The 22,692-nt window shown below is 64.6% G+C and carries 21 protein-coding genes, 1 tRNA gene and 1 riboswitch; of the genes, 10 read left to right on the forward strand and 12 right to left on the reverse strand.

The genetic code is table 11. The features are described from left to right. The first annotated feature begins 260 nt into the window (after positions 1 to 260). On the forward strand, positions 261 to 1,586 hold the full coding sequence (locus XW59_RS00090) for a dihydrolipoamide acetyltransferase family protein (protein WP_047147183.1): 1,326 nt from the start codon (positions 261 to 263) through the stop codon (positions 1,584 to 1,586). 73 nt (positions 1,587 to 1,659) lie between these two features. Continuing rightward, entirely contained in the window at positions 1,660 to 3,057 is a 1,398-nt protein-coding gene (gene lpdA / locus XW59_RS00095) for a dihydrolipoyl dehydrogenase (RefSeq protein WP_047147182.1), read from the forward strand. 25 nt (positions 3,058 to 3,082) lie between these two features. On the opposite strand, the gene XW59_RS00100 is transcribed toward lpdA, so the two are convergent. The 5 genes from XW59_RS00100 to XW59_RS00120 all read right to left on the reverse strand — a co-directional run bounded on the left by XW59_RS00100 (position 3,083) and on the right by XW59_RS00120 (position 8,443). Further along, positions 3,083 to 4,294, reverse strand: coding sequence for a glycosyltransferase (locus tag XW59_RS00100; protein ID WP_047147181.1), 1,212 nt, complete (start codon positions 4,292 to 4,294; stop codon positions 3,083 to 3,085). A 56-nt stretch (positions 4,295 to 4,350) separates the two neighbouring features. Beyond that, a complete protein-coding gene (locus tag XW59_RS00105) occupies positions 4,351 to 5,103 on the reverse strand; it encodes an ATP-binding cassette domain-containing protein (protein WP_047147180.1) in 753 nt (250 codons plus the stop codon). A gap of 2 nt (positions 5,104 to 5,105) precedes the next feature. Beyond that, positions 5,106 to 5,891: an ABC transporter permease gene (locus XW59_RS00110; protein ID WP_047147179.1), complete on the reverse strand. Its 786-nt coding sequence runs from the start codon at positions 5,889 to 5,891 to the stop codon at positions 5,106 to 5,108. 171 nt (positions 5,892 to 6,062) lie between these two features. Next, a complete protein-coding gene (locus tag XW59_RS00115; RefSeq protein ID WP_047147178.1) occupies positions 6,063 to 7,313 on the reverse strand; it encodes a glycosyltransferase family 4 protein in 1,251 nt (416 codons plus the stop codon). Between the two features lie 122 nt (positions 7,314 to 7,435). Next, a complete protein-coding gene (locus tag XW59_RS00120; protein WP_170990086.1) occupies positions 7,436 to 8,443 on the reverse strand; it encodes an NAD-dependent epimerase/dehydratase family protein in 1,008 nt (335 codons plus the stop codon). A 294-nt stretch (positions 8,444 to 8,737) separates the two neighbouring features. Here XW59_RS00120 and XW59_RS00125 point away from each other — a divergent pair, with 294 nt between their 5' ends. The 5 genes from XW59_RS00125 to ureG all read left to right on the forward strand — a co-directional run bounded on the left by XW59_RS00125 (position 8,738) and on the right by ureG (position 12,248). Further along, positions 8,738 to 9,661 carry a 2-dehydro-3-deoxygalactonokinase gene (locus XW59_RS00125; protein WP_052958290.1) on the forward strand — a complete coding sequence of 308 codons (924 nt, stop codon included), beginning with the start codon at positions 8,738 to 8,740 and terminating at the stop codon, positions 9,659 to 9,661. Positions 9,662 to 9,663: 2 nt separating this feature from the next. Beyond that, positions 9,664 to 10,311 carry a 2-dehydro-3-deoxy-6-phosphogalactonate aldolase gene (locus XW59_RS00130; RefSeq protein WP_047147246.1) on the forward strand — a complete coding sequence of 216 codons (648 nt, stop codon included), beginning with the start codon at positions 9,664 to 9,666 and terminating at the stop codon, positions 10,309 to 10,311. Between the two features lie 92 nt (positions 10,312 to 10,403). Next, on the forward strand, positions 10,404 to 10,958 hold the full coding sequence (gene ureE / locus XW59_RS00135; protein ID WP_047147176.1) for an urease accessory protein UreE: 555 nt from the start codon (positions 10,404 to 10,406) through the stop codon (positions 10,956 to 10,958). Further along, positions 10,918 to 11,619, forward strand: a complete 702-nt coding sequence (locus tag XW59_RS00140; protein WP_170990087.1) for an urease accessory protein UreF — start codon at positions 10,918 to 10,920, stop codon at positions 11,617 to 11,619. Before ureE ends, XW59_RS00140 begins: the two co-directional genes overlap by 41 nt. Next, entirely contained in the window at positions 11,613 to 12,248 is a 636-nt protein-coding gene (gene ureG / locus XW59_RS00145; protein ID WP_136068371.1) for an urease accessory protein UreG, read from the forward strand. The genes XW59_RS00140 and ureG overlap by 7 nt, the downstream gene beginning before the upstream one ends. A gap of 7 nt (positions 12,249 to 12,255) precedes the next feature. Here the strand turns inward: ureG and XW59_RS00150 are convergent, their stop codons facing one another. The 3 genes from XW59_RS00150 to XW59_RS00160 form a co-directional block, all read right to left on the reverse strand. Further along, positions 12,256 to 12,876 carry a nucleoside triphosphate hydrolase gene (locus XW59_RS00150; RefSeq protein ID WP_047147174.1) on the reverse strand — a complete coding sequence of 207 codons (621 nt, stop codon included), beginning with the start codon at positions 12,874 to 12,876 and terminating at the stop codon, positions 12,256 to 12,258. 24 nt (positions 12,877 to 12,900) lie between these two features. Further along, on the reverse strand, positions 12,901 to 13,587 hold the full coding sequence (locus tag XW59_RS00155; RefSeq protein ID WP_047147173.1) for a D-lyxose/D-mannose family sugar isomerase: 687 nt from the start codon (positions 13,585 to 13,587) through the stop codon (positions 12,901 to 12,903). A gap of 165 nt (positions 13,588 to 13,752) precedes the next feature. Then, a complete protein-coding gene (locus XW59_RS00160; RefSeq protein ID WP_047147172.1) occupies positions 13,753 to 14,778 on the reverse strand; it encodes a TRAP transporter substrate-binding protein in 1,026 nt (341 codons plus the stop codon). 212 nt (positions 14,779 to 14,990) lie between these two features. Between XW59_RS00160 and XW59_RS00165 the strand changes: the two genes are divergently transcribed. Continuing rightward, positions 14,991 to 16,121 (forward strand): 5-methyltetrahydropteroyltriglutamate--homocysteine S-methyltransferase, encoded by a 1,131-nt coding sequence (locus XW59_RS00165; protein ID WP_047147171.1) that lies wholly within the window; start codon positions 14,991 to 14,993, stop codon positions 16,119 to 16,121. A 38-nt stretch (positions 16,122 to 16,159) separates the two neighbouring features. Here XW59_RS00165 and XW59_RS00170 read toward each other — a convergent pair whose 3' ends face one another. Then, a complete protein-coding gene (locus XW59_RS00170) occupies positions 16,160 to 17,245 on the reverse strand; it encodes a hypothetical protein (protein ID WP_137326950.1) in 1,086 nt (361 codons plus the stop codon). A 98-nt stretch (positions 17,246 to 17,343) separates the two neighbouring features. Between XW59_RS00170 and XW59_RS00175 the strand changes: the two genes are divergently transcribed. Then, positions 17,344 to 18,354, forward strand: a complete 1,011-nt coding sequence (locus XW59_RS00175; RefSeq protein ID WP_082137703.1) for a D-alanyl-D-alanine carboxypeptidase family protein — start codon at positions 17,344 to 17,346, stop codon at positions 18,352 to 18,354. A gap of 176 nt (positions 18,355 to 18,530) precedes the next feature. Then, positions 18,531 to 18,607: transfer RNA gene (locus tag XW59_RS00180), tRNA-Arg, on the forward strand. Positions 18,608 to 18,850: 243 nt separating this feature from the next. Here the strand turns inward: XW59_RS00180 and XW59_RS00185 are convergent. From XW59_RS00185 to XW59_RS00195, 3 genes are all read right to left on the reverse strand, one after another. After that, on the reverse strand, positions 18,851 to 20,086 hold the full coding sequence (locus tag XW59_RS00185) for a D-amino acid dehydrogenase (RefSeq protein WP_047147169.1): 1,236 nt from the start codon (positions 20,084 to 20,086) through the stop codon (positions 18,851 to 18,853). 156 nt (positions 20,087 to 20,242) lie between these two features. Then, positions 20,243 to 20,347, reverse strand: a riboswitch (glycine riboswitch). A gap of 40 nt (positions 20,348 to 20,387) precedes the next feature. After that, positions 20,388 to 21,416 (reverse strand): L-threonine 3-dehydrogenase, encoded by a 1,029-nt coding sequence (gene tdh / locus XW59_RS00190; RefSeq protein ID WP_047147243.1) that lies wholly within the window; start codon positions 21,414 to 21,416, stop codon positions 20,388 to 20,390. A gap of 20 nt (positions 21,417 to 21,436) precedes the next feature. Continuing rightward, positions 21,437 to 22,642, reverse strand: coding sequence for a glycine C-acetyltransferase (locus XW59_RS00195; protein WP_047147168.1), 1,206 nt, complete (start codon positions 22,640 to 22,642; stop codon positions 21,437 to 21,439). Positions 22,643 to 22,692: the final 50 nt, after the last annotated feature.

A 22,692-nucleotide genomic window follows, 5' to 3' on the forward strand; every position in this document is an offset into this window, starting at 1 on the left:
GATTTCCCATTGCCGCGAAAGCGATCACGGACGGCGCAACGCACCCCCACCCCTGACCCCTCCCCACAAGGGGGAGCGGGACTTCCGACCGCCGGGCTCTTCCTCCTCCTCCGCTGCGGCTCGGCCGAGCGCGGGCAGATTCCCCTCCCCCTTGTGGGCAGGGGTCAGTGGTGGGGGCGTCGATGCCCCGCATCGCATGGGTCTCCCGAACTCCTCCAGACGCGGAGGCAATTTCCGTTCGGCCACGGGGAGCTTCGGCCATGGGTGAGCACGTCATCAAGCTTCCCGATGTCGGCGAGGGCGTCGCCGAGGCCGAGCTCGTCGAATGGCACGTCAATGTCGGAGATCTGGTGCGCGAGGACACCGTCCTCGCCGCCGTGATGACCGACAAGGCGACGGTAGAGATCCCCTCGCCCGTCGACGGAAAGGTCTCGTGGCTGGGTGCGGAGATCGGCGAGACGGTGGCCGTGGGCTCGCCGCTCGTCAGGCTGGAAGTGGAGGGCGAAGGCGCGGCCAGCGAGGCGCAAGCCGGCGCCGCGATGGCCGATGGCGAGAAGGAGGCTCCGCTGGCCGACGGCACGGCCGAGGAAGGCGAGGACGTCGCCGCCCCGCCGAAGCGGCCGCAGCCGAAAGCGCCCACCGCGAAGCCCGCGGCCGGCGCGGTGGAGGCCGCGGCAAAGCCGGCGCCTGTTACGGCGGGCGCGCCGCGTTCGGAAGGCGAGAAGCCGATCGCTCCGCCGGCCGTGCGGCTGCGCGCGAAGGATGCCGGGATAGACCTGCGCCAGGTGCCGGGGACCGGCCCGGCGGGCAGGATCACGCATGAGGACATCGACGTCTTCGTCGCGCGCGGCAGCCGGCCGGCGCCGGCCGGGCTGCAGCGCAGGACCGGCGAGGAGGAGATCAAGGTGGTCGGCCTGCGCCGTCGCATCGCCGAGAAGATGGCGCTGGCGAAGTCGCGCATCCCGCACATCACCTATGTGGAGGAAGTCGACGTGACCGCGCTGGAGGAATTGCGCGGCAAATTGAACGCGGAAAAGCGCGCCGACCGCGCCAAGCTCACCTTCCTGCCCTTCCTCATGCGCGCCATGGTCAAGGCGATCGGCGAGCAGCCGGCGATGAATTCGACCTTCGACGACGAGGCCGGGATCATCCATCGCCATGCCGGCATCCATATCGGCATAGCCGCGCAGACGCCGGCCGGCCTGATGGTGCCGGTCGCGCGCCACGCCGAGGCGCGCGATCTATGGGATTGCGCGGCGGAGGTGAACCGGCTCGCGGAAGCGGCGAGAAACGGAACAGCGACCCGCGAGGAGCTTGCCGGCTCGACGATCACCATCACCTCGCTCGGCGCGCTCGGCGGCGTCGTCACGACGCCGGTGATCAACCATCCGGAAGTGGCGATCATCGGCGTCAACAAGATGATGGTGCGCCCGGTCTGGGACGGCGGCCAGTTCATTCCGCGCAAGATGATGAACCTGTCGTCCTCCTTCGACCATCGCGTCGTCGACGGCTGGGACGCGGCGGTCTTCGTCCAGCGCATCAAGGCGCTGCTGGAGACGCCGGCGCTGATCTTCGTGGAGGGGTGAGAGGAATGAGAGTGTTTTTGGAAAGCGGAGCTGCTTCGCGCGCGCCTCTGTCCTTTCATGCAGGAGACCGTCCATGAAGGAAATATCCTGCAAGCTCCTGGTGATCGGCGCGGGCCCCGGCGGCTATGTCTGCGCGATCCGCGCCGGGCAGCTCGGCGTCGATACGGTGATCGTGGAAGCGGTGAAGGCCGGCGGCACCTGCCTCAACATCGGCTGCATACCCTCGAAGGCCGTCATCCACGCCGCCGACGAATATGAAAAGCTGGCCGAGATGGCGGCAGGGAAAAACCCGTTCGGCATCACCGTCGAGAAACAGGCAATCGATCTGGCGAAGACGGTGGCCTGGAAGGACCGGATCGTCGGCCGGCTGAACACCGGCGTCGCCGGCCTCCTCAAGAAGGCGGGCGTGAAGATGGTCGCCGGCTGGGCGCGGTTCCGCGACGGCAAGACGGTCGAGGTGGAGACGGAGACCGGGCTGCAGGTGATCAGGGCCGAGACGATCGTGATCGCCACCGGCGCGAAGCCGATGGAATTGCCCTTCCTGCCGTTCGGCGGCGCGGTGATCTCCTCCACCGAGGCGCTCTCGCTCAAGGAATTGCCGAAAAAGCTCCTGGTGATCGGCGCCGGCTATATCGGCCTGGAGCTCGGCACCGCCTATGCCAAGCTCGGCTCGCAGGTGACCGTGGTGGAAGCCCTGCCGCGCATCCTGCCGCAATATGACGCCGAGCTGACTCGTCCGGTGGCGAAGCGCCTCGACGCGCTCGGCATCAAGGTTCTCGTCGGCGCCAAGGCGAGAGGCCTCACCCGCGAGGGCGACGCGCTCATGGTCGAGACCTCCGACGGCAAGGACGAACGGCTCGCCTTCGACAAGATACTCGTCACCGTGGGCCGGCGCCCGGCAATGGAAGGCTGGGGGCTGGAAGAGCTCGACCTCGACAAGGACGGCCTCTTCATCCGCATCGACGACCAATGCCGGACCTCGATGCGCGGCGTCTTCGCCATCGGCGACGTGACCGGCGAACCGATGCTGGCGCACCGCGCCATGGCGCAGGGCGAGATGGTGGCGGAGATCGTCGCCGGCCATCGCCGCAACTGGGACAAGCGCAGCATTCCCGCCGTCTGCTTCACCGACCCGGAGATCGTGATGGCCGGACTGAGCCCGGAGGAGGCGAAGAAGACCGGCCGGGAGACACGGATCGGGCAGTTTCCCTTCACCGCGAACGGCCGCGCCATGACGCTCGCCGGAGAAGAAGGCTTCGTGCGCGTCGTCGCCCGCGCCGACAACAATGTCGTGCTCGGCATCCAGGCGGTCGGCAAGGGCGTTTCGGAACTGTCGGCCGCCTTCGGCCTGGCGATCGAGATGGGCTCGCGGCTGGAGGACATCGCCGGCTCGATACACGCGCATCCGACCCAGAGCGAGGCTTTCCAGGAAGCGGCCCTCAAGGCGCTCGGGCACGCGCTGCATATCTGATTCCGCCTAGCCGTTTCGAAGGGCGTCAGGCGGTCACGCGCTCGATGGTCTCGAGCCATCTCGTCCGGTAGGCTTCCTCGGTGAAGCCGGCGATGCTGGCGGGGCCGTTTCCCCCGAGACTTGCTCGAAGCTCTTCGTCGGCGATGAGGCGCTCCAGCGCCCGCGCCAGGGCCGGCGCGCCGCCTTCCCTTTCCACCATCAGCCCGTTGCAGCCGTCCCTCACGAACTCGTTCACGCCGCTGCAATCGGAAAAGGCGACGACGGGCATTTCCAGCGCCAGCGCTTCTGCAACCGACAGGCCGAAGCCTTCGAAGAGCGCGGGGTGGCAGAAGATCGACGCCCTCGCATATTCCGACGCCATGTCCGAACGGTGCCCCGGCATCAGGAACGAAGCCTCGAGATGCAATTGCCGTACCTTCGCCTCGAGCTCCCGTCCTTGCGGCCCGACCCCGTACAGGATCACTTTCCAGTCCGGATGGCTGTCGGCGAGCATGCTCCACGCGTCGACGAGCGTCAGGTAGTTCTTGACGGGAGCGAGGCGTCCGACCGCCAGGATCAGCTTCTCCCGCCGGGCGGCCGGACGGGCCTCGCGTATGTCCTTCGAGACATAGTTGGGAATCGCCACGATCTTCCTGCGGATGTCCTCGGGGAACCAGTCGCCGAAGCGCGGAAAGAGCACATGCACGGCCGCAGCGCCCCGCAGGGCGCTCAGCCGCAATTTCCGGTCGTAAGGATTGGGATCCCAGCGCAATGGCGAGGTGTAGTCTTCCCTGGGAACGTTGTGGTTGGTCGGCACCACCTTCGTACCCGTTCCATCCGCCGCCACCAGCGTCACCGTGTTCGCCGAGGGCAGGAAGCTGATCGCGAGGTCGGTTTCGTTGGCCAGGAAATGCTCCCGGAGCCGCCGAACGAAATTTCCGTTGAGCATGTTCCAGGTGCGCTCGTTGACCAGCGGCGCGAGCGGGCCGCTGTTCATCAGGGAGTAGAGCTTTCTCGTTACCCGGCCGAGGCGGTATTTCGGGGTTCGCTTCCCGCGGACATGGAGGTTCCTGAGCTCTATGCCCGGATTTATCGGATAGAACGGGGCGCCGTCGGCTTCGTCGTGGAAGAGGCAGTCTACCTCATAGCCGCTCTCGGAGAGGAAATTGGCCAGTTCGCAATAGAGCCTTTCGGCGCCGCCGCTGCGGCCCGCCAGAAGCCGGATTACCAGCGATACTCTTTTCCTTCGCGGGGCCATGCCGGATTTCGGATGTTCCAACCTCAAAGCTCGCGCTGCCGTTTCGCCGTTCGGTCCTACTGCTTCCTGCTTTGCAGCCAGGTCTCGTAGTCCTTGTAAACCTCATCGAACTTTCCGTGAGCGCGTATCTCGCCCCGGTCAACCCAGACCAGCGTGTCGACCCAATCCGCAAGCACGCGCTTCGAATGGCTGGCAAGCAGGAGAATCTGGCTTCTTTCGATCAATTGCGACTGGAGTTCGTTGATCGTTCCGCTGACCGAAGGATCGGCCGCGCCGATCCACTCGTCCATGATCAGGATCTCGCCACGGACGAGCCTGAGGAGGCTCATGACCAGCCGCGACCTCATGCCCGCGGAATAGGCGTTCATGGGCAGCTCGAAATAGCCGCCCAGCTTGCTGAGCCCCTTCACCTCTTCCACCCGTTCGGCGATGAGGCTTTGCGGAACGCCGAGATAGAGGCATTTGAGCTCGGTGTTCTGCCTGCCGGACAGGGTCGGCCTCAGTCCCGAGCCCAGGGCGAATTGCGGGCTGACAACACCCTCGATCTCCACCTTGCCGGATTGGGCGGCAAGCGCCTTGGCGCACAGCTTCAGCAGCGTCGACTTGCCGGACCCGTTCATGCCGACGAGCCCGACCCGGTCGCCATCCTTGAGCGACAGCGAGATGTCGCGAAGGGCGGTTATCTCGAGATAGCGCCGCCCGACAACGATCTGCGCGCCAACCGCGCCGCGCTCTGCGGTCTTCGAAGCATCGCCCTTGTTGCGCAGAAAATAGCTTACGCTGGCGTTTTCGATATGGATTCTGGCCATGGCTATTTCAGATTCCTTACGAAGCCCTGTGACTGATGATAGGCGAGATAGCCCACAAGGCACACCACCGCCGAGACGATGGCCGCGACAAGCCAGGCTTTCGCATCGATCGGCTCGATGCCGAAGACCTGGCGCGGAAGCGAAAGAAAATAGGCGGCGGGGTTGTACTTCACGAGAAAGCCGCGCACGCCGCCGCCGCCTTCCGCCGCGCTCCAGAAGACCGGCGAGGCGAAAAACATGAAACGCGTGCCGACGGCGATCAGCGCCTTCAGGTCGGGAAAGAAGATCGTCATCATGTTGACGAGGTAGGCCGTCCCGAGCGACGTGACCACGGTTAGCGCGATGAAGGGGAAGAACAGCAGCAGACCGACACCGAGCTTCCATGGGCTGAGGATCGCGATGAGGATCACCAGAACCGCCAGATTGAGAAGATAGGCGAAGAGGCGATCGATCAGCAGCTTTCCGAACAGTCCTGCCAATGACAGATTGTTGTGGATGGCGAACTCGAAGCGGCCCTGGATGACGTCGGTGCTGCCGGTGATGGAATCCGCGATGAAATTCCAGAAGATGTAGCCGGCGAACACGTAGAAGAAGAATTCCAGCACCGACATGGAGTCGGCGTGATGAAACACGAGCGCCAGCATGGCTGCGAACAGCAACGAGGAAAGCGGTATCCAGAAGATACCGAGATGCGTGCCCCGATGTTCGGATTTCGCCTCGATGTAGCTGATGTGGAAGAAGCGGACGAGACCGGAAAGATACGGCCTGATGCTTTGCCAAAGGGTCATGGATGTTTGCCGGAGTGAACTGGAACGGATCGTCTCGATTGATCTGGCTGGCTTATAGCGCCTTGCGAGCAACCGCAACCTGCTTGGCCGTTTCGCCGTAACGGCGTGGCTTTGTGATGTCATGGCGGGAAATCCATTCTGATGTCGCGAATGCGGGATTTTCGCCCCCGGTCAGCCTTCGCGGCCGCCGTTCAGGCGCTCGATCCGCTCGGACAATTCCGCGTAGATCGCGTCGGCGCCGTAGCGTCGGAGGAATTCATGGCGGATGCGTTCGCGCTCGCCGACCAGCCCGCTGCGTTCAAGCCCCTGAGAGATCGCAGCGGCCAGGGCTTGCGGATTGCCGCCGGGAACGGTGAGACCCGCCTCGAGCTCGTCGAGCAGAGCCGAGGCTTCCCCGTTCAGCGTCGATATCTGATAGACCCCATAGGCCATGTACTCGAATATCTTGTTCGGCAGGCCCTGCGGCGCGCCCTCGCGATAGGGCATCAGGCCGATGGCGCTTCTTTCCAGGAGAACGGCGACCTGGCGCGCGTTCAGCCAACCGGGCGCGACGACGTTCGCAAGCCCCTCGATCGGCCGTTGCATCCTTCCGCTCTCGTCGCCGTCTCCGGCGAGCACGAACTGCACGTCGCTCCTATCCTTGAACAGGGCGGCGGTCTGGATGACGAGATCGATATCGTAGGTCGAGCCCCAGGTGCCGACGAAGCTGACGATCCGCTTGTCCGTGTCGATCCCCATCGCGCGCAGCCGCGCCAGCTCCTCCTGCGTCTCGGTCGCGGAAGGCGGCGGAGGCAGCGCGTAGCCCAGCGGAACGACGGCGTCGAGCTCGCTTCGCTCGCGGCCGCCCTTGGCGAGGCCCCATTCGAGATATTGCGGAGAGATGCCGACGATCGCGGTGGCGTTCCGGCAGGCAAAGGCGACCTGCTCCTCCAGCGGAGCGACCGCCAGGCGCAGCCCGGGCTTCGGCAGCCAGGGCAGGAAATCGGCGAAGAAATCGGGCCACAGGTCACGCACGGACAGCAGCGTCGGAATGTTCCACCTGCGCGCCACGCCGATCGCCGCGGCGGCGGCCTCCGGCGTCGGCACGTCGGTGACGATGACATCGGGACGCGTCTCGGCCCGCTCGGCAAAATCCAGGAAGGCGCGGGCGAAGCGGCGGTTGTGCCAGACCCTGAGCGGGCTGGTGTTGCGCTTGTAGCCCGGCGCCCTCAGCAGCTCTATCCGGTAGCGATCCGTCACGTGGTGCGTCTCGTTGCGGCGCGTCCGCTGCCTTCTGCCGTAGTGATCAAAGCTGGACGTGATCCAGCAGACGTCGTGGCCACGTTCGGCAAGCGCCTTGCACAGCATGCCGCCGCGCAGGAGGCGTCTGTCTCCGGCGTCGATCGGAAGCGGCTCGGAATCGCGGACGAACCAAATATGCATGTTTCAGTCCCTGTTGATCCGTCGCAAGAGAATTTCGCGTGCGCGGCTAATGTCAACCGGCAGCAGGGGTCGCGCTTTCACCGATAAGTGGGGCGATGCCGTGGCAATGTCGAACAGGCGGGTCAAGTCGCAGCGTCCGCGACCGAAGCGGGCCGGCTACCGCCATAGAGCATGCCGGACTTGCGGATCGCCTCGCGCAGGGCCGGTCTCGGCCGGACATCGAAAGTCTCGTGAAAGCGGGTGGCATCCACCACCAGATTTCCGAGCAGCCCGTCGGCACGGTGATGCCGATCCACGAGCTCGGCCACTCCGTGAAGGATCGATGTCGGGAACGGAACGAGGTGCGGCGGCATTCCCATGCCGGCGCGCAACTCCGTCACGATTTCCGAGAGCGAAAGGCTTTCGGGGTCGGCGATGCAGTAGTTCCCCGCGGCCTCAGGCGGGAAGCGGCCGGAGCAGAGATGGGCGACCGCCTCAGCGACGGTGTCCACGCCGATCATCGAACGCCTGTTGTCGACGCTCGCGAAGGGCAGCGGCAGCCCGGTCGCGGCAAGACGCTGCAGGGAAGCCCAGTTGCCCTTCGCCTCCGCGCCGACGATCAGCGGCGGACGAAGCGAGACGGCGAACATGCCCTCCCCCGCCATGGCCACCACATGCTCCTCCGCCAGGCGCTTCGACCGGCCGTAATTCGTGGTGGGCTCACCCCGTGTCGCGTCGTCGATCACATCGGAGGACGCGTTGCCGGTCACCGCCGCCAGACTGCTGAGGTTGATAAAGGTGTCGACGCGTCCACGAACAGCCGCCTGGACGAGCCTTTCCGTGGCGAGCGCATTGGCGCGCAGGAACGGATCGTCCCCGTTGACATCCCCGGCGTCGTGGACATGCGCCAGTCCGGCAAGATGAACGACCGCGGAAACGCCTTGGAGCGCCTGGTCGAGATGCGGCGACGTCTCGATGTCGCCGGTCTCGACGATTTCGATCCGCCCGTCGTCCCGCCAGGGCGCCGGGCAAGCCTCGATCGAGCGAACCGCAAGCCGCAGCTCGCGACGCGAGGCCAGCAACAAGCCGACCACGTGCTTTCCGACGAAACCGGTGGCGCCGGTGACAAGGATTCGACCTGTATCTATCACTGCTCGTTCGGCGGGTCCCTGTCGTGAGGACTGATTCGGCGATCGCCCAAAAAATCCCAACGACAACCCGCCAACCCCGGCGCGAACCGGGATTCGCGCAGTAGCGTGCCACCCCAGTTCACCGACTAAGTAGAGATTGCGGCGCAAATCAGTCAGCCGGCAAGGAAACCGCGAAGACAGCCGGCGGAGCGAAACGGGCCGCACCCATGACCGCCTCTCCTTCCTTGAAACTGTCGGCCAAGACGGCTACGGCAAATGAAAGCTCGGGTGGGCGCGAAGGAAGTGAACCGCGGCATGGTTGATCAGACGAAGGCGTCTTTCGTCGGCGTGGACTGGGGCACCAGCAGTTTCCGGCTGTGGGTGATGGCCGCCGACGGGACGCCGCTCGCGGCAAGCCGCGGCGACGAGGGCATGCTCCACTGCAACGTCCACGGTTTTCAGCCGGTCCTCGACAAGCACCTGCGAAATGCCGGCGCGAATGACGACCTGCCGGTTCTGATCTGCGGCATGGCGGGCGCCAGGCAAGGCTGGATCGAGGCGCCCTATGCGCCGACGCCGACGCATTTGAGCGAGCTGCACGAGCGCGCCATCGCCGTTCCAGCCGAAGGACGCGACATCCGCATCCTCCCCGGCATCGCGCAGGTTTCGGCGGACGCTCCCAACGTCATGCGCGGCGAGGAGACGCAGCTTCTCGGCTCGATCGCCGACGGCTTTTCCGGCCTCGTCTGCATGCCGGGCACCCATTGCAAATGGGTCTCGATCGACGACGGCGACGTGACCGGCTTCGCCACCTTCATGACCGGCGAGCTCTTCTCCGTCATCAGCAAGCATTCGATCCTCGTGCATGCGCTCGAGGCGGGCGGCGCGCCCGCCGCCGACGATCCAGCCTTCCGTGCCGCCGTCGCCTCCGTGCGCGACGATGGGGCGGCCGCGTTCGCCTCGCTGTTCGCGATCCGGGCGGGACAGCTGCTCGGCTTCGAGTCGCGGGAACAGGGCGCCGCGCATCTCTCGGGTCTTCTGATCGGCGCCGAGATCGCCGCGGCGAAGTCGCTCTTCGGCGTGCCCGGCAAAATCGTGCTGGTGGGCTCCGGAGCACTCGGGAAGCTTTATGAAACGGTGCTGGCCGACGCCGGCTATGCGGTCGATGTCGCCGACGCCGAGGAATCGGTGCGAAACGGGCTGGCGAAGGCGGCCGCCAGGCTATGGACAAGGAAATGAAGATGAGCAAAACCATTGCATGGCCGTCCTTCAAGCGCGACCTCGTCGCCATCCTGCGCGGCGTGAAGCCCGCCGAGGTGGAAGCGATCGTCGGCGTGCTCATGGAAGAGCGGTTCGAAGCCATCGAGGTGCCGCTGAACTCGCCGGAGCCGTTCCGCTCGATCGAGATCATCGCCAAGGCTTTCGGCGACGACGGTCTGATCGGCGCCGGCACCGTGCTCTCGGCGCAGGACTGCGCCCGCGTCGCCGATGCCGGTGGCAGGCTGATGGTCAGCCCCAATGTCGACCCCGAGGTGATCGCCATGGCCGGCGCGCGCGGCATGGTCTCGCTGCCCGGCGTGTTCACTCCCACGGAGGCGCTGCTGGCGCTGCGCTCGGGCGCTTCGGCGCTGAAATTCTTCCCGGCGAGCGCGCTCGGCGCGTCCGGCATTTCGGCGATTAAGGCGATCCTGCCCGGCGACACCGTGCTCGGGGCGGTCGGCGGCGTCTCTGAGACAAGCTTCGCCGACTTCGCCAGGATCGGCGTGCGGACCTTCGGCCTGGGCTCCAGCCTCTACAAGCCGGGCGACGACGCGGCAACGGTGCGCGCGCGAGCAAGGCTCGCGGTCGAGGCTTACGACGAGGCCTTCGCCGGCGCCGCACAATCCTGACCTAACCGTCCGCTTGTGAAAATCCGCCGGCGGCGGCTAAGATCGCCTGCCGGCGCGCTCCGCGCTCGCGCCAGACAGAAGGACGCAGCAGCTTGAAACTGAGCATCAACCGGGATTTCACCAAGTTCTCCCGTGTCACCTCGATCGTGGAGGCGGAGAAGACGGCCGGCCTCGCCGAGCCTTTCGACACGGCGATCCTGCCGCATGACGAACGCCATCTGCGGCGCAAGGTGATCGAGCTGAAAGGCGGCGAACGAGTGTTCATCGACCTTGCCGAGCCGGTTCACCTCGGGACCGGCGACAGGCTGATGCTCGAAGACGGGCGCAATGCCGCGATAGCGGCGGCCGAGGAGGAGCTCTACGAGATCGCGGCGCGCGACCGCCTGCACCTCGCCCGGCTCTGCTGGCACATCGGCAACCGGCATCTCGCCGCCCAGATCGACGAGGATCGCATCCTCATCCTGCGCGACCATGTCATCAAGGCGATGCTGGAAGGGCTCGGCGCAACGGTCCGCGAGATCGTCGGATCGTTCGAGCCGGTGCGCGGCGCCTATTCGGGCCACGGTCATTCGCACGGCCACGATCATCACCATCATGATCATGATCATGGGCACGAACACGGGCATCATCACCACCACCATGACTGACAGCTCCGGCCTCGCGCTCGTCCGACTGATGGCCTGGCTGTCGCCCGCCTTTCCGGTGGGCTCGTTCAGCTACAGCCACGGGCTCGAGCGCGCGGTGCATGACGGCCTGATCGAGGATGCCGACGGCCTCGCGGAATGGATCGCGGCGTTGCTCGGCCACGGCTCGGCCTGGAACGACGCGGTCCTGTTCGCCGAAAGCTGGCGGCGGGCGAAGGCGGGCGAGGCCCCGCGAGAGGTCGCCGAACTGGCCGAAGCGCTCGCCGGCTCGAAGGAACGGCACATGGAGGCGATGCTGCAGGGCACAGCCTTCCTCAAGGCGGCAGCGACATGGCCGGCAAGCGCGATTGCGTCCCTAGGCGAGGAATGCCCCTACTGCGTCGCGGTCGGCGCGACCGCCGGCGCGCACGCGATCGCGCTGGAGGACGCGCTCGCCGCCTTCCTGCAGGCGTTCTCGGCCAATCTGGCGCAGGCTGCCATCAGGCTCGGCGTGATCGGCCAGACCGAGGCCGTCGCCCTGCTGGCGCGGCTAGAGCCGGAAATACTCGCCACCGCCACGCGCGCGGCGCGTTCCACGCTCGACGAGCTCGGCTCGGCGACGCTCGCCTCCGAGATCGCGGCGATGAGACACGAAGAACAATATTCGAGGCTGTTTCGATCATGACCAACAACGGACCCCTGCGCATCGGCATCGGCGGACCCGTCGGCTCCGGCAAGACGACGCTCACCGAAAAGCTCTGCAAGGCGATGCGCGACGAATTCTCGATCGCGGTCGTCACCAACGACATCTACACCAAGGAAGACGCGCTGATGCTCGCCCGGCTGCAGGCGCTGCCGGAAGAGCGCATCATGGGCGTGGAGACGGGCGGCTGCCCGCACACGGCGATCCGCGAGGACGCCTCGATCAACCTCCAGGCGATCGCCGAGATGAACCGCAAGTTTTCCGACCTCGACATCGTCTTCATCGAATCGGGCGGCGACAATCTGGCCGCCACCTTCTCGCCCGACCTCGCCGACCTGACGCTCTACGTGATCTCGGTCTGCCAGGGCGAGGAAATTCCCCGCAAGGGTGGCCCGGGCATCACGCGCTCCGATTTCCTCGTCATCAACAAATCCGACCTCGCGCCCCATGTGAACGTCAATCTCGACGTGATGGAGGCCGATGCGGGCCGCATGCGCAAGGGCAAGCCCTTCGGCTTCACCGACCTGTCGCGCGGGCGCGGCCTTCAGGAGATCGTCGATTTCATCGTGGAGTTCGGCGGGCTGCGCCTCGACAGGAGAAAGACCGCCTGAACCGCCGTCAGCCCGGCGGCCTGATGACGATGTCGACCGAGCGCCGCCTGGCGATGACCCGTTCCGCATTGGGGATGTCGTTCGACATGGCGCGTTCGCGCGCGGCTTCCGGCGTGTGGTCGTGGTCGAGCCAGCGCTGGATCAGGCGCTTCTCGAGTTCCGGACGCGGAACGTCGAGATAGACGGAATAGTCGAAGAGCGGCGCGAGCCCGTACCAGGGACTTTCGTCGAGCAGAAGGTAGTTGCCCTCGACCAATATGTATTTCGTGTCGGCGCCGACGATCGATCCGCCGGCGCGGGCAAGATCGCTTCCGCGGTCGAAGACCGGCACCGCCACCTCGCCGCCGCCCTTGCGCAGCCGCTCCAGAAGCGCGCGGAAGCCCTCGAAGTCGAATGTTTCCGGCGCGCCCTTGCGCGCGCGCAGGCCGCGCGTCTCGAGAACGGCATTGTCGTAGTGGAAGCCGTCCATCGGCACGATGGCAGCTGAATTTTCCGGCAGCAAGGCCAGCAGGGCCTCGGCGAAGGTCGACTTGCCCGCACCGGGCGGGCCGGCGATCGCCACGACCACCCGGTCACGGCCGGATGCCATTCGAAAGAGCGTGGCCGCGAGATGCGCGATTTCCGACATGGCGCTCTCCTGTCTTGTGCCGCCTCAACCGAGCCAGCGGGCATAATCCGAGACGAGGAGATGGTTCGGCTCCTCGTCTTCCTCGACATCGGAAAAACGGCTGATCGGCTCGGCGAAATAGTTGTCGGTCTCGTCGTCGTTGACGGTCGAGACCTCCCCGATCAGCACGTCCTTGCCCTCCGCCCAGAAGGCATGCCAGACGCCCGGCAGCAGCGTCACGCTCTCGCCCGGCGCAAGCCTCAATATGCCGCCCGCGTCGAGCGTGCGTGGCACGCCGTCGACCGGCACCCCTACCCGCGCCTTCCCGTCGATCGAGCCGTCGGGCGCCGACATGAAAAGCTTGAGCGCCAGCGTGCCGCCGCCGCGATTGATGATGTCCTCGGCCTTGACCTCGTGGCGGTGCATGGGGGCGAGCTGGTCGCGCCGCGAGATCATGATCTTTTCGGCGTAGAGCATGCCGCGGCCGCGCGCGAGATCGGCGGCGCTGCCGTTGCGCACGGTGAAGAGGAACAGGCCCCTGCAATCGAACTCGCCCTTGCCGTAGTCGGTTATGTCCCAGCCCAGCCGGCTGTCGATCACGCCGGCGAGCTCCTGCCTGCGCGCCTTCATCTCGCTCGGCGCCAGATAGGCGAAGGGAGGCAGGATATAGCCGTGCGAGCGGATCATCGCATCGCTTTCCGCCAATATCGAATTGATGGCCGATCGCTTCACGCCCGCTTTCCTCCTCGTCCGACGCAGCCCCTACATACAGAATTTTTCCGCGCGCCGGTAGCCGGAGAGTTTCCGGCCGGGATCGATCGCGGCGGGAACGGGCGGCAATGAAAAACCGGCCGCGAGACGTCCCGCGGCCGGTTTCAGACATTCCTGCCGGTGGGGCTACATGCCGGTATGCTTGTCGATCAGCGCCTGCGCATCCTCGACGAGAGCGGCGGCGTCCAGCCCCTTGGCCGACATTTCCTCGACCCAGGCATCGATCAGCGGCGCGGCGGTGTCGTGCCAGCGCTTGGTTTCGGCCTCGTCGAGGGTGACGATCTTGTTGTCGCGGTCCTCGGCGATCTTGAGGCCGACCTTGTCGCCGGCGTCCATCGTGCGGCCGAACATGGCGGCCGTCTCTATGCCGGAATTGGCGTCGATCACGGCCTTCAGGTTGTCGGGCAGCCTGTCGTAGGACGCCTGGTTCATGCCGAACAGGAAGGTCTGCGTGTAGAGCCCGTGGCCGCCGGAAAAGCCGGTGTGGTTGCCGACGAGCTCGCTGACCTTCAAGGACGGCGTGACCTCCCACGGGATGGTCGTCGCGTCGATGACGCCCTTCGACAGCGCCTCCGTGACGGCGGGGACCGGCATGCCGACCGGCGTCGCGCCGAGCGCCTCCAGCATCTCGTTGATGACGCGCGACCCGCCGCGGATCTTCAGCCCCTTCATGTCCTCGAGCTTTTCCACCGGCCGCTTGGAATGGATGAGGCCGGGCCCGTGGCCGTGCCAGGCGATCACCTTGATGCCGGTGAACTCGTCCGCGCAGTGCTTCTCGCAATATTCGTGGAAGGCCTTGGAGGTGGCCTCGCCGGTCGTCACCATGAACGGCAGCTCGAACGCCTCCGTGGTGGGGAAGCGGCCGGGCGTGTAGCCGATCACCGTCCAGACGATATCGACCACCCCGTCGACGAGCTGGTCGACGAGCTGCGGCGGCGTGCCGCCGAGCGACATCGCGTCATACTGCTCGATCTTGATCTGCCCACCCGATTCGGACTGCACCTTTTCAGCCCACGGCTTGATGGCGTTGGCCGGGATGGTGGCCTGCGGCGGCAGGAACTGATGCAGGCGCAGCGTGATCTCCTGCGCGTGGGCCGAGACCACGGTCGCCCCAAGCGCGACGGTGGCCAGAAAAAGAGATTTCAGTTTCATTGTTGTTCCTCCCAAGACGGTTGATTGTTATAGAGCAGTACTTTCGCTAGAGAAAGCGGCCGTCGGGTTTTCATCATGGCGTTCCAATTGAGCCAATGCCAGCAAAAGCGACGGCCGGACCAGCCGCCGGAGCCTTGCGAATTGGCATTTTCCGGACCGACATGCTAGCCCCGGCTAATTCGTGAACATGTGAAACTTCGGAGAACGAATTCATGACCAGCGCGCCCGTCGCAAAGCCTCCCTACCGCGCAGACCATGTCGGCAGCCTGTTGCGCCCGGCCGCAGTCAAGGAAGCACGCAAGCGCTTTTATGACGACAAGACGATCGGCGCGGAGGAGCTGGCAGCCGCCGAGGACGCCGCGATCCGCGACGCGGTCAAGCTGCAGCAGGATGCCGGCCTGCTGGCGGTGACCGACGGCGAGATCCGCCGCTCCTTCTGGCACTACGACTTCATGGGCGAGCTGACCGGCTTCGAGCTCGAGGAGCGCGACGAGGGCGTGCAGTTCCACGGCGTCAAGCTGCGCCCGATCTTCCCGACCATCAAGGGCAAGCTCGACTTCCCGGAAGACCATCCGATGCTCGAGCACTACAAGTTCGTCGCCTCGGTGACCAACGTCACGCCGAAGATCTCGATCCCCGGGCCGAGCTGCTGCCATTTCCGCACCGCCAAGGCCGACATCCACCCGAAGGAATACCAGCATCCGGAGGCGCTGTTCGCCGACCTCGCCAAGACCTACGCCAAGGCGGTGAAGGCGTTCTACGACGCCGGCTGCCGCTATCTGCAGATGGACGACATCTTCTTCGCCTATCTCTGCGACCCCAAGCACCGTGCCGCCCGCGCGGCCGAGGGGCAGGATCCGGACTGGCTGATCGACCGCTACGCCTGGATGATGCACGAGGCGATCAAGGACCGGCCCGACGACATGGTCATCGGCATGCATATGTGCCGCGGCAATTTCGCCTCCACGCATGCCGCCGAGGGCGCCTACGACCCGGCCGCCGACGCGATCTTCAACAAGACCGGCGTCGACATCTATTTCATGGAATACGACACCGAGCGCGCCGGCGGACTGGAGCCGCTGCGGCTTCTGCCGAAGGGCAACAAGCGCGTGCTGCCCGGCTTCATCACCACCAAGACCGGCGAGCTGGAAGATCTCGACGATCTCAAGCGCAAGTTCGACGCGGCGTCGGAATTCGCCGATATCGGCCAGCTCGGCATCGCCCCGCAATGCGGCTTCGCCTCCACCGAGGAAGGCAACAAGATCACCGAGGACGACCAGAAGCGCAAGCTCGACCTGGTGGTGCGCACCGCCGAGGCGATCTGGGGCGGCGTCGACAAGTGATCCCGCCCGGCGCGGCGTCTCCCGCCGCGCCGTGATGCCTATGCGAGGAATTCATCGTCGAAAGGCAGAGCCTCGCGGTGACCGTCCTCGAACGTCAAGATCAGGCAGCCGCCGGCGGGCACGATGCTCACCGGCGGCTTCCTTTTGTCGGGAGCGGTCGCGCCGATCACCTGCCGCACCGCGACGCTGCCGTCCGGCACGAGCCTCAAGGCGGTCGCGACGCCCTCGCGCCTCACCGGATTGTCGCCGATCGAGGCACGATGGCCGACGGCGCTGCATCCGTCCTCGATGCCGAGCACGCCGACATGGCGGCCGTTCCACGGCGCGTAGCGGCGCCCGCCATTCGAATACCAGAGCATCGTGACGGGAAGCTCGGCCGGCCTCTTCAGCACCAGGACGAGATCGGCCTCGGCATGGCGCGCGCAGGCGGCGAAGCCGATGCCGGCGTCAGCGGCCTCCACCAGGGTGACGAAATCCTCATGCGCCTCGCCGATCGGGTAGCGCCCGAGATCGGCGAAACCGCCGCCGGCCATCGCCACGCGTTCGAGACGTTCCGAACGCGCCGGATAGGCGAGCAGCGAGCGGCCCCGCGCCGGATCGGCCTCCAGCGCGGTTTCCGGCGTCAGCGCGCATTTCTTCGGCGAGAAGGCGAGCGTTCCGCCCTCCTCCATCCTTACCATCGTGTGGTGCGCGACCGGCACCTCGCCGCCGCCGCCATGGAAGCGGTGTTCCTGGTAGAGGAAGGGATGGCCGTCGCGCAGCGTCATCGTCTTTTCGAGCACGGCGCCCATGACCGGCCGCTCGAGCCGGAAGCGGGCGCGCCAGCCGCCTTCGACCGCCGCGCTCTCAACCGGCTCCCAGGCGCCGTTGGCGCTCCAGCCATGGGTCGGCGCCGCCTCGACATCGTTGCGCGAGAAGGGCGCGCAGAAGAAGTCGCCGGAAAGCCGGGCGACGTTCGGCGCCGGCCCCTCCGGCAGGTCCGCGTCGCTCTCGTCCGCCCAGGGCGCGCGATGCAGCGGCACGAGCGTCCTGCCGCCGTGCTCGATCGAAAGGCGCGCGATATGGCCGACCGAGAGGTCAACCGTCACCGAGATGCCGGCGGCGGCGAATTCATGCGTGTTCATTGTGAAAAGTCCCCTGCTTTTCCGCCCCTGGGCTGCCCGCGGGATTGCGACGAATCCTGCCGTCAGGCATGATCCGACAACTCTGAACGTATTCGATCATGTTTTTCAAAGGTCCGCCCTTGCCCGCCTCTCCGGTCACGATAAGGCTTCCCCGCTTTGCCGCAATCGTTTTGGCGACGCTGCTTGCGGCGAGCGGCTGCACCACTTCGTCGGTGCTGGAATCCTCCGCCGTGACCCCGCTCGTCTCGGAGAAATACGCGGCCATCGTGGTCGATGCCGGCAACGGCAAGGTCCTCTTCGCGCGCGCCGCGGACGAGCCGCGCTATCCGGCCTCGCTGGCGAAGATGATGACGCTCTATCTCCTGTTCGAGGCGCTCGACGCCGGCAAGATCAGCCTCGCCACGCCGATACCGGTGTCCGCCAATGCGGCCTCGCGCCCGCCGTCGAGAATGGGGCTGAAGGCGGGCCAGACGATCGACGTCGAGACCGCGATCCGCTGCCTGGCGACGAAGTCGGCGAACGACGTGGCGGTGGCGGTGGCGGAGTTCCTCGCCGGTTCCGAGGAGCAGTTCGCGGCGGTGATGACATCGCGGGCGCGTCAGCTCGGCATGCGCTCGACCGTCTTCCGCAACGCCTCCGGTCTGCCCGATCTCGAGCAGCGCACGACCGCGCGCGACATGGCCGCGCTTTCGGTGGCGCTGCGCAAGCGCTACCCGCACCACTATCATTATTTCTCCGACCGCTCCTTCACCTATGCGGGCAAGGTCATTCGCGGCCATAACGACCTGATCGGCGGCGTCGCCGGCGTCGACGGCCTCAAGACCGGCTATATCCGCGCCTCGGGCTACAACGTCGCCACCTCCGTTCGTCGCGGCGGTCGCGGCCTCGTCGTGGTGGTGATGGGCGGCGAGACCGCGAAAAGCCGCAACGCGCATGTCGAGGAACTGATCGAGGCCTATTTCCCGCGCACCGTGGCGGCGGCCGCGCCGGCACGTATCTCGCGGCCGGCGCCGGCGGGAATGCCGCCTCCGGTGGCGCAAGACGTCGTCGCGACGAGCCATGCCGGCGCGCCCGGTCCGACGCCGCCCGCGGCGATCGGGCAGTACTGATCGGCTCGACCGAAGCGCGGCCGACGGCCACTGGTCGAAAGCCGGCAATCCAGCCCATGCCCAATTCCGCGATCGTCGCCGTTTCCTCGGTTGCTGAACGCGTCTCCATAGGCTAAGAAGCGCTGCGTCGGCGAGGTTTCACGCCAGTCGACATTTGCTTCCGGTTCTCCGGCAGCGCACCCGTAGCTCAGCTGGATAGAGTGCTGCCCTCCGAAGGCAGAGGTCACAGGTTCGAATCCTGTCGGGTGCGCCAATTTACTTATAAATATCAGAGCGTTATGGCAGGCGAAGATTTGTCGTGCATGCTTTGAGAGCCGGTTGCAACCACATAGCAACCATCTAAGGCGTACAGCTGAGGCACACTGCGATTTCCGAGACGTCGAGGATGCCAGCGGCATCGGCTTGGAATAACTCCCTTTCACTACCACCGATGCCATTCCCTTCCAACGCATTGGCGTCAGACAAGCATTTGTCCCATCGCCGATGTTCGAAGGAACTATGCGGAGTATGCTGTACATATCTGATCAGCGACTAACTCGGCCGTCGCGGCCGAGAGTGTCCATCCGAGATGGCCATGACCGGTGTTGTAGAATACGCCCGGGCGGCGTCCTTTGCCTACCCGCGGCATCATGTTGGGCATCATAGGCCTCAAGCCGGCCCACGGCACCACTCGATTGGTGTCGACCTCGGGAAACAGCAAGCGGGTCCAATCGACCAGAGGTCTGATACGGTCATGGCGAATATCGCGGTTCATGCCGTTGAATTCGGCTGTGCCGGCGACGCGAAAGCGTCCGGCACCGAGACGGCTCGTGACGATCTTGGCCTGGTCGTCGAGCAGGCTTACCCAAGGCGCAGCGTTCTGGCTACGCTCGTCATCAAGATGGACCGTGATGGAATAGCCTTTTACTGGATAGACGTTGACGCGGTCGCCAAGCATTGCCGCAAGTTTGCGGCTGGCGGATCCAGCACATATGACGACGCCATCAGCCCGTATTGTCTTTCGATCGGCCTTGCCGTTCGTTCTGTCCGCCGAATAATGGATATTGTACTCGCTATTGGCAACAATCCGGTTGACGTCGGCATCGAGAATGAAGCGCCCACCGTGGCGCATACATGCCTTGGCGAGGCCGAATGTAAATTTGTGAATGTCGCCGGTCGAATCCGACGGCGTGTAGAAACCGCCATGGAATTTGCCATGCAGCGTCGGCTCGATTGATGCTATCTCTGCGGCTGTCACCGGTTGGCGGTCGAGGCCGCCTTCGACCAGCATGGCGTTTACTTCCAATGCATGCAGGAAGCTGCCTTTGTCCCAATAGATGTGCAATATGCCCCGGCGGACATGATCGAAATCGATCTTCTCCCGCTTAGCGATCGCAAAGAGATGCTGTCGTGCCGCGATCGCCAGCCGCGTCGTCGCCACCGTGTTGTCGTGATAATTCCCGATGTTGGAGACGAACTCGGCAAGCCAACTGTATTTGTGCCAGCTCACGCCTGGACTTATCAGTAACGGCGCATTGCGCTGCATCATCCACTTGACGCCCTTGAGCACCGTCGACCAATGATTCCAGACCTCGGCGTTGCTGGCCGAGAGCTGGCCACCATTGGCGAAGGACGTTTCCATCCCCGAATAGCGCTGGCGGTCAAGGACGGTAACGGCGCAGCCGCGCTGCAGAAGAGCATAGGCTGTGGTGACGCCGGCAATACCGGCGCCGATGATTGCGATGTGAGGCATTCCATTCTCCGCGAACAAAGTTGGGGCGGGCCGAAACCGTGGCTGTTCCCCAATCTGTCGCTGTACCTGAGAGCTTAACCGCACCGAACGGACTGCTGGCCCGGACGATGCGGCTTTCCCCTTCGGTGGACGCTCGCGGCGTCTCTCTCCAGATCGTTCAACTGCATGGTCACTTTGCCTGAGAGTTTCCTGGGGAGTTGCTCCGTCGGCGTCGACTCCATCATCTTTTCGATGACGGCCGATCTCTCCCATGCAGCCTTTTGAACGCTTTCTCTGCTGTATCTGCCCTAGCCACCATTGGCTAGGTATTCCAATCGAGGACGATCTTTCCGCTATTGCCGCTCATCATGGTTTCGAATCCGGCCTGGTAGTCAGTGACGGGAAGTCGATGGGTGATCACCTTACGGATATCCAGGCCGCTTTGCAGCATGGCGAGCATCTTGTGCCAAGTCTCAAACATTTCCCGACCATAGATTCCCTTGACCGTCAGCATCTTAAATACGACCTTTGTCCAGTCGACGGTGGTAGGACGTGCCGGAAGGCCTAGCATCGCAATCTTCCCGCCCATGACGAGGTTGTCCACCATTTGATCGAAAGCGGAGGGCGCGCCGCTCATCTCCAAACCGACGTCGAATCCCTCCTTCATGCCGAGCCGCGACTTCACTGAAGCAAGCTGCTCCTTCGAGACATCTACGGCGATGACGTCGGTCACTGCTTCAGCCAAGGCAAGCCGAAAGGGATTCACATCGGTGATCACGACATGGCGGGCACCAACGTGACGGGCGACTGCCGCGCTCATGATGCCGATCGGGCCCGCGCCGGTGATCAGCACGTCCTCGCCCACGAGGTCGAAGGACAGTGCGGTATGGACAGCGTTTCCGAGTGGATCGAGAATCGCGCCCAACTCGTCGTCTATGTCATCAGGCAGCGGCACCACGTTGAATGCCGGCAGACGAAGATACTCGGCGAAGGCACCCGGGATGTTAATCCCTATGCCCTTGGTCTCTGGGTCTAGGTGAAAGCGACCGCCACGGGCAGCGCGGCTGGTCATCCCGATGACATGGCCTTCGCCCGAAACACGTTGGCCGACATGAAGCCAACGCACATTTGAACCCGTTTCGACGATCTCTCCGGCATATTCGTGACCAACCACCATTGGCACCGGGATCGTTCGCCTGGCCCAGTCATCCCAAGCATAGATGTGAATGTCGGTGCCGCAGATCCCGGTCTTATTGATCTTGATCAGCACGTCTTCGGCGCCGATAGCCGGGATTGGCTGGTCGTCCAACCAAAGGCCGGGTTCGGACCTTGCCTTCATCAGGGTTCGCATCAGCATACCTCTCGCAATCATCAAATTAGACCAAGCGTGACGCCGGCATCCTTGAAAGCATCAATGGCGAAATCGATGTCCGTCTCCGTCAACGCGGCGGACATCTGGGTGCGGATGCGAGCCCGTCCCTTCGGCACGACGGGGTAGAAAAAGCCAGCAACATAAACGCCGCGCTCGTCGAGTGCGGCCGCCATCTTCTGTGCGCATTTCGCGTCGCCGAGCATCACCGGAATAATCGGTGTCTGCCCGGGTAGTAGTTCGAAACCAGCCTTTGCGAGGCCGGCCCGGAAGCGCTCGGCATGCAAAGCCAATACTCGACGGCGATCATCAGCCTTCTGGGCGATCTCGATAGCCTTGACGGATCCGGCCGCAACCGCAGGTGCAAGGCTATTGGAGAAAAGATACGGCCTCGCCCGCTGTCGCAGTAAGTCGATGACGGACTGAGACGCGGCGACGAAACCTCCCATCGCCCCGCCAAGGCTCTTGCCCAGTGTACCAGTCACGATATCGACGCGCTGTCCGACGCCAGTCAGCGTCGGCGTCCCTTGGCCTCTTTCGCCCAGATGACCCGTGGCATGGCAATCATCGACCATGACCACCGCGCTGTAGCGGTCGGCGAGGTCGCAGATAGCAACAAGGTTCGCCACGTAGCCGTCCATGGAAAACACGCCGTCTGTGGCTATCATCTTTACGCGTGCCCCTGCCGCATCGGCTTCCTTCAGCCGATCCTCCAGTTCGTTCATATCGCCATTAGCGAAGCGATAGCGCCTTGCCTTACAAAGCCTGGCGCCGTCGATGATCGACGCATGGTTGAGTGAATCCGAGATGATGGCATCTTCCTCCCCGAGCAAGGGGTCGAATACGCCGCCATTGGCGTCAAAGCAGGCAGCAAAAAGGATCGCATCGTCCTTGCTCAAGTAATGCGCAATCATTCGCTCGAGGTCGCGGTGGAGAGTTTGCGTGCCACAGATGAAACGCACCGACGCCATGCCGAAGCCGAACTCGTCAAGTGCAGTCTTCGCCGCGGCGACGATTTCGGGGTGGTTTGCCAAGCCCAAATAGTTGTTGGCACATAGATTGATGACTTCGCGTGTTCCCACTGCCGACACCGTATTGATGCGGCCACCTTGCGGTCCCGAAATCGAGCGCTCTCGCTTGTAGAGACCCTCGCTTTCGATTTCTGAAAGCACTCTGTCAACGTGAGCAAAAAAAATTGAAGCGGTCATGTTGGAGCCCCACTCATCGGAATCTCGACCTGCGGCTCCACGCTTCCGAA

This window comes from Aquamicrobium sp. LC103 (assembly GCF_001014615.2).
Lineage (GTDB): Bacteria > Pseudomonadota > Alphaproteobacteria > Rhizobiales > Rhizobiaceae > LBCQ02.